General features: G+C 48.3%; 11 protein-coding genes, 1 pseudogene and 1 other annotated feature. Of the genes and pseudogenes, 4 read left to right on the forward strand and 8 right to left on the reverse strand.

Annotated elements, in window-relative coordinates:
• Positions 1 to 97 precede the first annotated feature (97 nt).
• Positions 98 to 1,051, reverse strand: a complete 954-nt coding sequence (tal, locus tag MPHASIOC01_RS22970; protein WP_064598702.1) for a transaldolase — start codon at positions 1,049 to 1,051, stop codon at positions 98 to 100.
• Between the two features lie 201 nt (positions 1,052 to 1,252).
• Here tal and MPHASIOC01_RS22975 point away from each other — a divergent pair, with 201 nt between their 5' ends.
• The 3 genes from MPHASIOC01_RS22975 (at position 1,253) to MPHASIOC01_RS22985 (ending at position 5,405) form a co-directional block, all read left to right on the forward strand.
• Entirely contained in the window at positions 1,253 to 2,680 is a 1,428-nt protein-coding gene (locus MPHASIOC01_RS22975) for a sodium:alanine symporter family protein (RefSeq protein WP_064598700.1), read from the forward strand.
• 91 nt (positions 2,681 to 2,771) lie between these two features.
• Positions 2,772 to 3,545 carry a peroxide stress protein YaaA gene (gene yaaA / locus MPHASIOC01_RS22980; protein WP_064599008.1) on the forward strand — a complete coding sequence of 258 codons (774 nt, stop codon included), beginning with the start codon at positions 2,772 to 2,774 and terminating at the stop codon, positions 3,543 to 3,545.
• Positions 3,546 to 3,854: 309 nt separating this feature from the next.
• Complete coding sequence (locus MPHASIOC01_RS22985; protein ID WP_064598698.1) at positions 3,855 to 5,405, forward strand: AbgT family transporter; 1,551 nt, start codon at positions 3,855 to 3,857, stop codon at positions 5,403 to 5,405.
• Positions 5,406 to 5,500: 95 nt separating this feature from the next.
• Here MPHASIOC01_RS22985 and thrC read toward each other — a convergent pair whose 3' ends face one another.
• The 6 genes and pseudogenes from thrC to yjjY form a co-directional block, all read right to left on the reverse strand.
• On the reverse strand, positions 5,501 to 6,787 hold the full coding sequence (gene thrC / locus MPHASIOC01_RS22990; RefSeq protein WP_064598696.1) for a threonine synthase: 1,287 nt from the start codon (positions 6,785 to 6,787) through the stop codon (positions 5,501 to 5,503).
• Between the two features lie 3 nt (positions 6,788 to 6,790).
• Positions 6,791 to 7,720: a homoserine kinase gene (gene thrB / locus MPHASIOC01_RS22995; RefSeq protein WP_064598695.1), complete on the reverse strand. Its 930-nt coding sequence runs from the start codon at positions 7,718 to 7,720 to the stop codon at positions 6,791 to 6,793.
• Between the two features lie 2 nt (positions 7,721 to 7,722).
• Positions 7,723 to 10,185, reverse strand: coding sequence for a bifunctional aspartate kinase/homoserine dehydrogenase I (gene thrA, locus MPHASIOC01_RS23000; protein ID WP_353613354.1), 2,463 nt, complete (start codon positions 10,183 to 10,185; stop codon positions 7,723 to 7,725).
• Positions 10,186 to 10,210: 25 nt separating this feature from the next.
• Positions 10,211 to 10,327 (reverse strand) — a sequence feature (Thr leader region).
• Positions 10,266 to 10,334 carry a thr operon leader peptide gene (locus MPHASIOC01_RS23005; RefSeq protein ID WP_072006919.1) on the reverse strand — a complete coding sequence of 23 codons (69 nt, stop codon included), beginning with the start codon at positions 10,332 to 10,334 and terminating at the stop codon, positions 10,266 to 10,268. (Overlaps the previous feature by 62 nt.)
• 202 nt (positions 10,335 to 10,536) lie before the next feature.
• Positions 10,537 to 11,223 (reverse strand): tRNA/rRNA methyltransferase, encoded by a 687-nt coding sequence (locus MPHASIOC01_RS23010; protein ID WP_353613355.1) that lies wholly within the window; start codon positions 11,221 to 11,223, stop codon positions 10,537 to 10,539.
• Between the two features lie 396 nt (positions 11,224 to 11,619).
• Positions 11,620 to 11,761 (reverse strand): annotated as a pseudogene (gene yjjY, locus MPHASIOC01_RS23015) (protein YjjY).
• Between the two features lie 97 nt (positions 11,762 to 11,858).
• On the opposite strand from yjjY, the gene arcA reads away from it, so the two are divergent.
• The gene (gene arcA / locus MPHASIOC01_RS23020; protein ID WP_064598689.1) at positions 11,859 to 12,575 is read left to right on the forward strand and encodes a two-component system response regulator ArcA; all 717 of its coding nucleotides are present in this window, start codon (positions 11,859 to 11,861) and stop codon (positions 12,573 to 12,575) included.
• Between the two features lie 64 nt (positions 12,576 to 12,639).
• On the opposite strand, the gene creA is transcribed toward arcA, so the two are convergent.
• Positions 12,640 to 13,107 carry a protein CreA gene (creA, locus tag MPHASIOC01_RS23025; RefSeq protein WP_064598687.1) on the reverse strand — a complete coding sequence of 156 codons (468 nt, stop codon included), beginning with the start codon at positions 13,105 to 13,107 and terminating at the stop codon, positions 12,640 to 12,642.
• Between the last annotated feature and the right edge of the window lie 147 nt (positions 13,108 to 13,254).

Raw genomic sequence — 13,254 nt, forward strand, 5'->3', positions numbered from 1 at the left:
GATGATACACCGTGATACAGAGCGCAGACAAAAATGCAGGCAAGAAAGACGAGAAGAGATAATCATACGGCCGGGGCACCGGCCGTATTCAGGGCAATTACAGTAAATCGCCCACCATTTTTTCCAGTTTCCCCTGGTCAACAGCAAACTTACGGATGCCTTCGGCCAGTTTATCAACTGCCATAGGATCCTGGTTGTGCTGCCACAGGAACTGAGATTCCGTCATACGTTCCGGACGCGCTTTCACTTCACCAGAGTAAGACAGCTTACGCTCAACAGCGCCCTGTGCTTCAGAGAGCTCTTTCAACAATGCAGGAGCAATGGTCAGGCGATCACAACCAGCCAGTTCCAATATTTCGCCTACATTACGGAAGCTTGCCCCCATGACAACAGTTTCATAGCCATGTTGTTTGTAATATTCGTAAATTTCAGAAACAGAAACCACACCCGGGTCTTCGCTTGCGGCGTACTCTTTTTTATCGGTATTCGCTTTATACCAGTCAAGAATACGGCCAACAAAAGGAGAAATCAGATACACACCAGCTTCAGCACAAGCGCGAGCCTGAGCAAAAGAAAACAGCAATGTCAGGTTGCAGTTGATGCCTTCTTTTTCCAGTTGTTCTGCTGCACGAATTCCCTGCCAGGTTGATGCCAGTTTGATCAGAATACGATCATTACTAATACCGGCATCGTTATACAGCTTGATCAGGCGTTTCGCCTTAGCAATGCTGGCTTCAGTATCGTAAGACAGACGTGCATCCACTTCGGTGGAAATACGGCCAGGGATTAATTTAAGAATTTCGAGACCAATGTTTACAGCCAGTTTGTCTGTTGCATCAACCAGTTGCTGTTCACGGTCACTGCTTTGATCGCGAGCCCAGGTTACGGCTTCATCGATTAACTTGCGGTATTCCGGGATCTGCGCAGCATTAAGAATCAGAGATGGGTTAGTGGTGGCATCCTGCGGCTGGTAAAGTTTCATTGCCGCGATGTCTCCGGTATCAGCAACAACCGTAGTCAGCTGACGCAAGGAGGTCAATTTATCCGTCATGATTATTCACTCATCAAAACTGCTTGTTAGGGAGATGTAACCGGTCTGACCCGATGATAACACGGTGTGTTTCAGGTGCAACCTGCAGCAAACGCCACGGGCTCATTATGGTAAACTCCACTCACAAACTGTACGCCCCCGGTTGGATTCAGCCGTCATGGCGTGAACTGTTCCAGAAAATTGATGTTTTAAAAGGAAAAAATGCAGGACTTTCTGGCATTTATCAACCAAGTGCTGTGGGGAGCAATTTTACTCTACCTGGTTCCGGCCACCGGAATCTGGTTTACGTTGCGCTGTAGCTTTATTCAGTTTCGTTACTTTTTACCGGCTGTCAAAAGTCTGAAAATCACCTTTCGCACCAAAAATAAAAATATCACGCCTTTTCAGTCAATTTGCACCAGTATGGCGGCGCGTGTTGGCAGCGGAAATTTGGCTGGTGTGGTTATTGCGCTGGCCGGAGGTGGCCCCGGCGCACTCTTCTGGATGTGGTTTGCAGCCCTCACAGGTATGGCGACAACATTTGCGGAATGTACCCTGGCACAATTGTACAAAACACCTAATAAAAACGGTGGATTCCGCGGAGGCCCGGCCTGGTATATGGCTCATGGCCTGGGTATGCGCTGGATGGGCATTGCATTTTCATTATTCTTACTGGTTGCTTTCGGGCTGGTATTTAATACTGTTCAGGCCAACGCCATTGCTGTGGTGATGTCAGGTTCATTCTCTGTTACTCCGATAATCAGCGGCAGTGTGCTGGCCATTATTGCCTGTCTGGTTTTCACCCGTGGGTTACCTGGAATTGCCAGGATCCTACAATGGTTGGTGCCACTCATGGCCATACTGTGGATTAGTGTCAGCCTGTGCGTTATGTTTACCCATATTGAACAAGTCCCTGGCGTGATGCGGCGGGTTATCGAATATGCCTTTGGCTGGCAGCAAGTCACATCGGGCGCTCTGGGTTATACCCTGAGCCAGGCAATTGCAAGCGGTCTGCAACGAGCCATGTTCTCCAATGAATCTGGCATGGGCTCAACCCCAAATGCAGCCGCTGCTGCAGAAGCCATCCCTGCTCACCCGGCTTCTCAGGGTATTGTTCAAATGGCGGGAGTAATGTTTGACACATTTGGTATCTGTACCGCAACTGCCGCTATTGTTCTGCTCTCGGACAGCAATACCGATGTGATTGACCGGGCAAACAGTATCAATATGCTACAAAATGCGCTCAGCACACTTTCCGGAGCATGGGGAGCAGACTTTGTTGCTTTTATTACCGTGTTATTCGCATTCACTTCTGTGCTGGCGAACTACAGCTATGCAGAGAACAACCTGTCATTTTTACACCTGGATTCTCCCCGTATCGTGACATTGCTTCGGGTGATAGTCAGCCTGACATTACTGGCCGGAGCCCTTTCCAGTATCGACCTGGTGTGGTCGCTGGCAGATATTATTATGGCGTTCATGGCAATCACCAACCTGACAGCGATTTTGCTGCTTTCGCCCGTCGTGCGCGACGTCACCCTGGATTACCATCGGCAACGAAAACTGGGCCAGACACCAACGTTTGATCCCGACAGGTTCCCTGATATTAGCGGGCAGTTATTCCCAGGCGTTTGGAAGGTGAAAAAATAAAAACATCTCAACCAATCATAACCATTGATAAGCCGCCACTGAAAATTTGCTACAGTGGGCACAAAGAAAAAGCAATATGGAGCACGCAGTTATGCTGATTTTAATTTCCCCTGCAAAGACACTGGATTACCAAAGCCCACTGGCAACCACTCGCTTCACCCACCCCGAACTGCTGGATTACAGCCAGCAATTAATCACTGAAGCCCGTAAATTAAGTGAGGCACAAATCGCGTCATTAATGGGAATCAGCGATAAACTGGCGTCATTAAACGCGACGCGTTTTCACGACTGGCAGGCCAGTTTCACGCCGGAAAATGCCCGCCAGGCAATCCTTGCCTTCAAGGGCGATGTGTACACAGGTTTACAGGCGGAATCCTTTTCTGAAGCCGATTTCGATTTTGCTCAGTCGCATTTAAGAATGCTGTCAGGATTATATGGCGTACTACGCCCACTGGATCTGATGCAGCCTTACCGGCTGGAAATGGGCATTCGCCTGGCGAACCCTAAAGGCAAAGATCTCTACCAGTTTTGGGGAGATACCATTACAGATAAACTGAACCAGCACATCACTGAACAACAAGAGCAGGCTGTGGTGAACCTTGCGTCAGATGAATACTTCAAATCGGTAAAAATCACAAAACTGAAGGCGCCCATCATCAAACCGGTGTTCCTTGATGAAAAAAATGGCAAATACAAAGTCATCAGCTTCTATGCCAAAAAAGCCCGTGGCTTGATGAGCCGGTTTATCATTCAGCACCGCCTGACCACCCCCGATCAGCTCGCAGGGTTTAACGAGGAAGGCTATACCTTCGACAGCGCAACCTCGACGGACCAGGAGCTGGTCTTCCGCCGCCCGGAACAATAAAGCATCAGGCTGGCCCTCCGCCAGCCACACTACCTTGCTCTCATTCTTGTCATTATATTCCCCTGCTATTTTGCTTAAGTTCAAGATTTATACTTTATAATTCGCTTTTAATCATATTATCCACTATAAAAGCCATGCATTTTAAATGGCTATGAAGACCAACAACGGACTATCCCCAACAGATGCTGGGTGTAATACATGCCAAGACTCTGGCCAAACTCACATCTGGTGCAGCCAATAGCTGAGCAATCTGTTCCCAAGAGCTATTGCCGCAAAATACGAGGGATCCATGCACAACAGAGGAATATCATGCAAAGCACAACAAGGAACAAGGAAGGGCGTTTTTTATCAGGTTTTCTTAATGCTGTAGAAAAAGCCGGGAATAAATTACCCGAACCGGCACTGATCTTTTTTTATATGTTGCTGGGAGTGATGGTGCTGTCTCTCGTTCTCTCCTGGGTTGATTTCGGCATTATTAATCCAGTAACCAGTGAAGCCGTTAAGGTCAACAACCTGCTGGCGCCAGCAGCGCTGGTTAGCTCACTCACCAATATGATAACCACCTTCACAACGTTTGCTCCTCTGGGGATTGTGTTAGTTGCCATGCTGGGTGTGGGGGTTGCTGAACGCTCCGGTTTTATCAACACCGCGCTGAAAAAGATGCTGAATGTCACCCCGCGCCGGTTATTAACCCCCATGCTTATCTTTGTTGCCATGTTCAGCCATGTAGCTGCAGATGCCGGTTACGTATTGGTGATTCCACTGGGCGCGATTATTTTTATGTCTGCCGGGCGACATCCCCTGGTCGGTATTGCCGCAGCGTTTTCCGGTGTCTCGGGTGGTTTCGCCGCGAATATGGTACCAACCGGTAACGATGCATTGTTGCAGGGCTTCACTCAGGCAGCAGCACAACTACTGGACAACACTTACACCGTTAACACGCTGTGTAACCTGTTTTTCGGGATTGCATCATCAATTGTGATTACCCTTGCGGGGTGGTGGGTAACAGAACGTATCGTTGAACCTCGCGTATCCAAAATGCCAATAGATGGCGATTATGTTCATGATGAAGATATGTCGAGCTATTCTGCAAAAGAGAGCAAAGCATTTATTTTGGCAACGCTTGTCATGCTCCTTGGGTTGGGTTTGCTCGCCGCTGTCTCCTGGCCGGCTGACTCCATTATGCGTGGGGAAGATGGTTCACTGACGGGCTACAGCGCGCCAATCATGAAAGCGATTGTGCCGCTTATTTTCCTGGTATTTATCATCCCCGGCACTGTCTACGGCTATGCATCAGGCACATTCAGCAAAGGCAAAGATGTTATTGATGCCATGAATGACACCATGAGCAAAATGGGGTCTTACATGGTAATGGCTTTCTTTTGTGCCATGTTTATCAAAGCGTTTGGCGATTCCAATATTGGTACGCTGTTAGCGCTGGCAGGTGCCGATGCCCTGAAAGCGATGTCGCTACCCGGGGGCGTAACTATTATTGGCATGATTGTGCTGACTGCAGTTGTAAATATTCTGATTGGTTCGGCTTCAGCTAAGTGGGCACTGCTTTCGCCTATCATGGTACCAATGCTGATGGCTGTCGGAATCTCACCGGAATTAACTCAGGCTGCTTTCCGCATTGGGGATTCGACGACCAACATCATTACGCCGTTAATGGTCTTTTTTCCGTTAGTGGTAGTTTACTGCCAGCGCTATGTCAAAAGTGCTGGTGTCGGCACTCTGGTTTCCATGATGTTGCCTTATTCCATGGTTCTGTTCGTTGTCTGGAGCTTGTTCCTGCTCCTGTGGTGGGGACTGGGTATGCCACTGGGCCTGGCCGCACCTTATACGTATCCGGCTCCCTGATCAGGCAATCCTGTCCTGGCTAAAGTTATAAAGTAAAAAAAAAGGCCACTTCACTGAAGTTGGCCTTTCATATATTTCAATGTGCTCAGGCGTGATTATTTGCCGCGCAGCATAAATGTGCGCAACTGTGCATAATCGGCTGGTAAGAAGTGAGACAGCAGTTCAAGATCAGCCCTTGCAGCCAGCTCTTCAGGCAATGGCAGCGTTTTATCCAGGATAACCTCAACACTTTCTTTAAATTTAGCCGGATGCGCTGTACCAAGGAACAGCCCGTATTCTCCGTTATGTAACTGGTCACGTAATGCCCGGTAGGCAATTGCCGCATGAGGTTCTGAAACATAACCGAGTTCGTCCAGAGTACGCATAGTGGCTTTCGTTGTGTCGTCATCAACAGTGGCATAACCCAACTCATTCAGGCGCCAAATCTTACGACGGAATAACTCTTCCACGCGCGGCCAGTTATTGGGCTGGCTGACATCCATGGCATTAGAGAGCGTAGCAACTGTCGCGTTAGGCGCCCATTCACCACCAGCCAAATAGCGCGGAACGGTATCATTCGCGTTCGTTGCTGCAATAAAACGTTTAATCGGTAAACCCAGTGATTTAGCCAGCAGGCCGGCAGTCAAATCGCCAAAATTACCGCTGGGCACAGACACTACCAGTTGGTTCCGGGCTTCTTGTGGCAGTTGCGCTACCGCTTCAAAATAGTAACAAATTTGCGCCAGTAACCGACTGATGTTAATCGAGTTAGCAGAATTCAACCCAAGCGCTACTTTCAGCTCTTCATCATCAAAAGCCTGTTTAACCAAAGCCTGGCACGCATCGAAATCGCCTTTAACAGCAACCGTTTCGATATTACCCCCGAGAGTGCAGAACAATTTTTCCTGCAACGGGCTGATTTTCCCTTCCGGGTAAAGAATCACCACGCGCACATTCGGCAGGCCGAAGAAAGCATGGGCAACAGCGGCACCGGTGTCACCGGAAGTTGCGGTCAGAATAGTGACCGGCTTGTCTCCACTAATATGTGCGAGGACCTGAGCCATAAAGCGGCCGCCAAAGTCTTTGAACGCCAGTGTGGGCCCATGGAACAACTCCAGGCAACCCACATCACTTTCTACTGGCTTGACTGGCGCCGGGAAAGTAAATGCAGCCTTAACCAGAGCCGCCAGTTGTGCCTCAGAAATTTCATCACCAATAAATGCTGACAGAATCTTGCTACTACGCGTGACGAAATCCATCTCCAGCATTTCATCAATGTCGGTGAGGCTGAATTCAGGAAGCTCATGAGGGAAAAACAGGCCCTGATTACGGCCAAGCCCCTGAGTTACGGCCTGTGAAAAGCTGACCTGCTCATTGTGATCTTTCAGATTATAGAGTTTCATTACTTATCCCATTACTCGTGCACCTGCCGTATCGAGACGGCAGATATGTACAAAGCCTTCCTGATTCTGGACGTAATTCTGGCTTAACCAGTCTGCGACCCGTTGGGCGGCACCAGTCTGGTTGCAGACGGCAAACATCGTCGGCCCAGAGCCAGAAATGCCACATGCCAGTGCTCCCAGTTCCGTCGCTGCCTGGCGCGCGGCTTCAAAGCCAGGCAATAACTGAGTTCGATAAGGTTCAGCAATTACATCCTTCATTAACGCTGCAGCAAGATCCGGCTGACCAGTATGACAGGCATGAATAAACCCCCCCAAATAGCGACCATGACGGATACAATCCTGGCGGCGATATTCAGCAGGAAGAATCGCCCGGGCCTGTGCTGTAGACACTTTAATTCCCGGGTAAGCCATCACCCATTGCCAGTCATCAAAACCTGGCACCGACTGGCTGATTATCCCTTGTTCTTCCAGCATAAGTTGCATTCCCCCCAGAAAACAGGGAGCAACGTTGTCGTAATGCACACTGCCGGAAATGCGCCCTTCCATTTCCCCCATCAGGCCAAGCAGTGCCGTGTCATCCAAAGGATTGCCACAAAACTCATTCATTGCCATCAACGCAGCAACCACCGAGCAGGCACTGGACCCAAGCCCGGACCCGATAGGCATATTTTTTTCCAGCGTCATCGCTACCGGAACCTGTTTGCCGATGGCCTGACAAAAACGTTCCCAGCACTGCCAGACAATATTATCCTCAGCCCGGGGTGGCAATTTGCTGACAAAACGCCCAACATTTTTCAGTGAAAAAGTGTTAGCAGGTTCCACTGAAACACAATCACCCAGCAATGCGCCATCCAGAGGAGACACTGCCGCGCCTAATACATCAAACCCTACACTCACATTGCCAATGGAGGCAGGTGCGTACACAGTAACCATTCTTAAACTCCCAACTTCCATGACAAAGTGCGCAGCAGGTCGGCAAATACCCCGGCAGCCGTCACATCATTTCCTGCACCATACCCACGTAACACCAACGGTAACGGGTGGTAGTAATGGCTGTAAAATGCAAGCGCGTTTTCGCCATTTTTTACTTTGAACAAAGGATCGTTGCCATCAACAGCGTCGATTTTCACCACACAACGCCCGTCTTCCTGAATCTGACCGACATAACGCAGAACCTTGCCTTCATCGCGCGCCTTAGCAATGCGGGCAGAAAAGAGATCATCCAGTTCAGGTAAACGTGCCATAAATTGAGTAACATCACCCGAAGAATCGAAGTCAGGCGGCAGCACCGGCTCAACAATAATGTCGTCAAGCTCAAGTTCGTGGCCATTTTCCCTTGCAAGGATCAATAACTTGCGCGCTACATCCATACCCGACAAGTCATCACGCGGGTCCGGCTCGGTATACCCCAGCTCCCGTGCAACGCGAGTTGCCTCTGACAGTGACACACCTTCATCCAGTTTGCCAAAGATAAAAGAAAGCGAACCAGACAAAATACCCGAGAAATGCTGTAATTCATCACCGGCGTCCAGTAAGTTCTGCAAGTTTTCAATAACCGGCAACCCTGCGCCTACGTTGGTATCATAAAGGAACTTACGGCGTGATTTTTCTGCGGCCTGTCGCAACTCATGGTAATAAGCCATGGATGAGGTATTCGCCTTTTTATTCGGCGTAACCACATGAAAACCTTCTCGCAGAAAATCAACATATTGGTCAGCGACTGACTGGTTTGATGTGCAGTCAACTATCACCGGATTCAGCAGGTGATATTCTTTTACCAGGCGAATAAGACGGCCCAGATTAAAGGGTTCTTTGGCCTCAGCCAACATAGACTGCCAGTTTTCCAAATCCAGGCCATGCACGTTAGTCAGAAGCGCCCGGGAGTTCGCCACACCACAAACACGCAAATCAATGTGCTTGCGCTTGAGCCAGGGTTGCTGACGTTTAATCTGCTCGATCAACGCACTACCAACACCACCCACGCCAATCACAAAAACTTCAACAACCTGGTCCGTATTGAATAACATCTGATGGGTAACCCGAACCCCGGTCGTTGCATCATCATTATTGACCACAACCGAGATTGAGCGCTCCGAAGACCCCTGGGCAATGGCAACAATGTTGATATTCGCACGAGCCAGTGCAGCGAAGAATTTAGCAGAGATACCACGCAGGGTGCGCATACCGTCACCGACGACCGAGATAATGGCCAGCCGCTCAGTTATCATAAACGGTTCCAGCAGCCCTTCTTTCAGTTCAAGGTAAAACTCATCTTCAAGCGCTTTGCTCGCCCGCGAACATTCAGACTGCGGTACACAAAAGCTGATGCTGTACTCAGAAGATGACTGGGTTATCAATACCACAGAAATACCATTACGCGACATGGCAGCAAACACTCGGGCGGCCATTCCCACCATGCCTTTCATGCCCGGCCCCGACACACTGAACATCGCCATATTATTCAGATTACTGATACCTTTTACCGGCAGGTTATCATCATCTTTATTGGCTCCAATTAAGGTTCCTGGTGCATCAGGGTTTCCGGTGTTTTTAATCAGGCAGGGAATTTGAAACTGGGCGATGGGGGTGATGGTGCGGGGATGAAGGACTTTAGCGCCGAAGTAAGAAAGCTCCATGGCCTCCTGATACGACATCGATTTCAATAACCTCGCATCGGGTACCTGCCGCGGGTCACAAGTGTAGACGCCGTCGACATCGGTCCAGATTTCGCAACAATCCGCCCTCAGGCAGGCTGCCAGTACAGCGGCAGAATAGTCAGAGCCATTGCGGCCCAACACCACCAGTTCATTTTTTTCATTACCGGCAGTAAAACCGGCCATCAGGATCATATTGCCTGCAGGAATCCGACTGGCTGCGATACGGCGAGTCGATTCAGGGATATCTACGGTAGATTCCAGGTAGTGACCATTGGCAAGCAGTTTTTCGACGGGATCAATTACCGATACTTGATGACCGCGAGCAGTAAGTAGTGCCGCCATAATCGCAATGGATAATTTTTCCCCACGCGAGATAAACGCAGCGTTAATGCTGTCAGGGCATTGCCCCAGCAAGCTGATACCATGCAGAACATGCTTAATCTGGGCAAATTCATGCTCAACAACATTTTTCATTTCAACCAGAGGGAAACCGGGCTGAAGCTGAGCCAGTCCGTTAAGCAAATCCGCAAAGATTTGCCCGGCGTCGCTGATATTCGGCATGGCGTCCTGGCCGCTAATGGTTTTTTCTATCATCGCGACCAAATGGTTTGTAATTTTCGCCGGCGCAGAAAGCACGGTGGCGACCTGTTCCTGTTGCGCCTTGCTTTCCAGAATCTCAGCTACGCACAGAAAACGTTGTGCGTTTGCTACTGAAGTACCGCCGAATTTCAACACTCGCATGGTTGTTACCCCTTGAACATAAGCCGAAAAAAAAGCCCGCACTGTTCAGGTGCGGGCTTTTTCTGTATTTCCTGTATGCGTCAGCCCGCACCGTTACCTGTTGTAATGGTGGTAATAATAATGGTTGTCACCAGGCTGAAATGCATCATAGATGTCGTGTGCTCGAATTCTTAATATGAATTGCCTATATTGGTTAAAGTATTATGCGGGTTAAGTCAATATTTTTTTATTTTTACCACTTTCTGTGACATTACCGACAGATCCCGCTTTTTATCTTTTCACCTTGATAAAACACTGTTAACTACCCGATTACCCATTCATTCATTGGGTATTCATGAATTCACCAACAGGTTACTCTGGTAGTTTTTTTTCAATATCATGAGCCAGTTGGTGCAACATTGCGATATCCCGTTGCGCTAATCCGCCAAGCCGTTGTTGCAGCCAGTCGCTGAGCTTATGGTCATCGGCTACATCCAGTTTATCTAACAAACCAGCCAGGCGGTGACGCAATGCGGTTAACTGTCCTGGATCGGTTTTAGGGCAAGTTTCCGGGGCCGTATTAATTAGAGATGCTAATTGGTAGCAATACACCATCACTGCCTGTCCCAGGTTCAGCGACGGGTAATCAGCAACCATAGGCACACCAGAAAGAATATCTGCCAGGGCCAGTTCTTCATTTGTCAGCCCGCTGTCTTCCCGGCCAAATACCACTGCGGCAGAACGCAGCCACTGCTGTTTTTCTTCCAGCACCGGCACCAGTTGCTGGGGAGTGGCATAGTAGTGGTAGCGTGCCCGGTTCCGGGCTGTTGTCGCAATAGTCAAATCAATATCAGCAACAGCCGTAGCAAGATCAGGGAAAACCTCAATATTATCAATAATATCACCCGAACCATGCGCTACCCATCTTGTTGCAGGTTCAAGGTGAGCCTTGCTATCAACGATACGCAGTGTAGTAAACCCCATGGTTTTCATCGCCCGGGCAGCTGCACCAATATTCTCGGGACGGGCGGGGGATACCAGAATAATAACGAATTGCATACGCTTCTCTTTTCGTGTTTTTCGAATGATTTAACATTGCCAGCCAAACATATTACGCAGAAAAAATTTACTTTATTGCAACATTTTTCAGAGTATTAGTGAGATAATCAGATTAAAAATTCTAACCAGAAAAGCTATGACAGGGCTCCCTTACCAATAAGAAAAATCTGCATATCCTTATGTTTAATATAAAAAAATTACATAAAAATAAGACTTGTCAATTTCATTTCTATTGTTTATTAATTATAATGCCTGATTATACCGGTGTTTACGTAAATGTTGCTCAGTTTAGTCACACTGTCTGGTGATATCATCAGAGTGTTAACGTGCTACAATTGAACTTGATATATGTCAACGAAGCGTAGTTTTATTGGGTGTTGCTGTCGTATGACTCTGTTATGTCGCTGTTAAAATAGCTACCATAGTGGCCGTTTTCGACACAGCAGGGTCGCAAGGGAAAAGTACCCATGACCAGGCTAATGATGTTGTTGACGTTGATGGATTATGCATCAAGAACACAATTATGTACTTTAGTCATGTTACGCCGGCATGTTAATTTTTCACATGCACTTTCAGGCAGGCCCGGGACTTTTGTACTCCTGTTTCGATTTAGTTGGCAATTTTAGGTAGCAAACATGCAGACCCCGCACATTCTTATCGTCGAAGACGAATTGGTTACACGTAACACATTAAAAAGTATTTTCGAAGCAGAAGGTTACGATGTTTTCGAAGCGACAGATGGCGCTGAAATGCATCAGATTCTGTCCGAGAATGACGTCAACCTGGTTATCATGGACATCAACCTGCCTGGCAAGAATGGCCTGCTGCTCGCCCGTGAATTGCGTGAACAGGCAAATGTCGCACTGATGTTCCTGACAGGGCGTGACAACGAAGTCGATAAAATCCTCGGGTTGGAAATTGGCGCGGATGATTACATCACCAAACCTTTTAACCCTCGTGAACTGACTATTCGTGCACGTAACCTGCTGTCCCGCACCATGAATCTGGGAACCACAACGGAAGAACGCCGTGCAGTGGAAACCTACAAGTTTAATGGCTGGGAGTTGGATATCAACAGCCGTTCTTTGATTAGCCCCAACGGTGAGCAGTATAAACTGCCGCGCAGTGAATTCCGTGCCATGCTGCATTTTTGTGAGAATCCGGGAAAAATCCAGACTCGCGCAGAGCTGCTGAAGAAAATGACTGGCCGAGAACTGAAACCGCATGACCGTACAGTTGACGTGACGATTCGCCGGATTCGCAAGCATTTCGAATCCACGCCAGATACTCCAGAAATTATTGCGACCATTCATGGTGAAGGTTACCGCTTCTGTGGCGATCTTCAGGAGTAATTTCCCCTACACCTGGTGAAATTAAAAAAGGGCTTAATGCCCTTTTTTGTTGCCTGCTTATTGCTTATTTCCACGGCATAATGGGTACCGCACTTATCGCGTTTTTTGGCGAGCCATCCACTAACTTATCCGAATATGCCAGGTAAGCCAGCGTGTTGCGCTTTTTATCGTAAAACCGAACTACCTGTAACTTCTTGAACACCAGCGATGTCCGTTTTTTAAAGACAATCTCACCTTCCTTTTTGCCTTTACTGATTGCATCACTCAGCTCAATGGGCCCGGTTTGCTGGCAGGAAATTGCCGCATCCGAGGTATCTTCAGCCAGCCCCAACCCGCCTTTTATCCCTCCGGTTTTCGCCCGACTAAGGTAGCAAGTCACATTTTTTACATCCGGGTCATCAAATGCTTCCACAACGATTTTGTGATCCGGGCCGATCAGTTTGAATACTGTATCAACAGAGCCTATTTCTTCCGCATGAGCAACACTCAGGGCGCTCAGGACGGTGGTGAAAAAAAGAATAGAATATTTCATATTGTTACCAATTCCGAAATTACCGATATGTGATTATTTAATATTCGAGAATTTCTTCTTGAAGATCATGATTTTGTAAGGAAAACCCTAAGTTTCTCCAAAGGTAAAGCCATTGTGCACAAAGAAAACTGCACGCCAGAAGAAAAT

The sequence above is a fragment of the Mangrovibacter phragmitis genome (assembly GCF_040429585.1).
Lineage (GTDB): Bacteria > Pseudomonadota > Gammaproteobacteria > Enterobacterales > Enterobacteriaceae > Mangrovibacter > Mangrovibacter phragmitis.

Coding starts and splice junctions, on each gene's coding strand:
- thrB (WP_064598695.1), bottom strand. CDS start 7,720: ATGGTTACTGTGTACGCACCTGCCTCCATTGGCAATGTGAGTGTAGGG.
- MPHASIOC01_RS23010 (WP_353613355.1), bottom strand. CDS start 11,223: ATGCAATTCGTTATTATTCTGGTATCCCCCGCCCGTCCCGAGAATATT.
- thrA (WP_353613354.1), bottom strand. CDS start 10,185: ATGCGAGTGTTGAAATTCGGCGGTACTTCAGTAGCAAACGCACAACGT.
- creA (WP_064598687.1), bottom strand. CDS start 13,107: ATGAAATATTCTATTCTTTTTTTCACCACCGTCCTGAGCGCCCTGAGT.
- thrC (WP_064598696.1), bottom strand. CDS start 6,787: ATGAAACTCTATAATCTGAAAGATCACAATGAGCAGGTCAGCTTTTCA.
- tal (WP_064598702.1), bottom strand. CDS start 1,051: ATGACGGATAAATTGACCTCCTTGCGTCAGCTGACTACGGTTGTTGCT.
- MPHASIOC01_RS22985 (WP_064598698.1), top strand. CDS start 3,855: ATGCAAAGCACAACAAGGAACAAGGAAGGGCGTTTTTTATCAGGTTTT.
- MPHASIOC01_RS22975 (WP_064598700.1), top strand. CDS start 1,253: ATGCAGGACTTTCTGGCATTTATCAACCAAGTGCTGTGGGGAGCAATT.
- arcA (WP_064598689.1), top strand. CDS start 11,859: ATGCAGACCCCGCACATTCTTATCGTCGAAGACGAATTGGTTACACGT.
- yaaA (WP_064599008.1), top strand. CDS start 2,772: ATGCTGATTTTAATTTCCCCTGCAAAGACACTGGATTACCAAAGCCCA.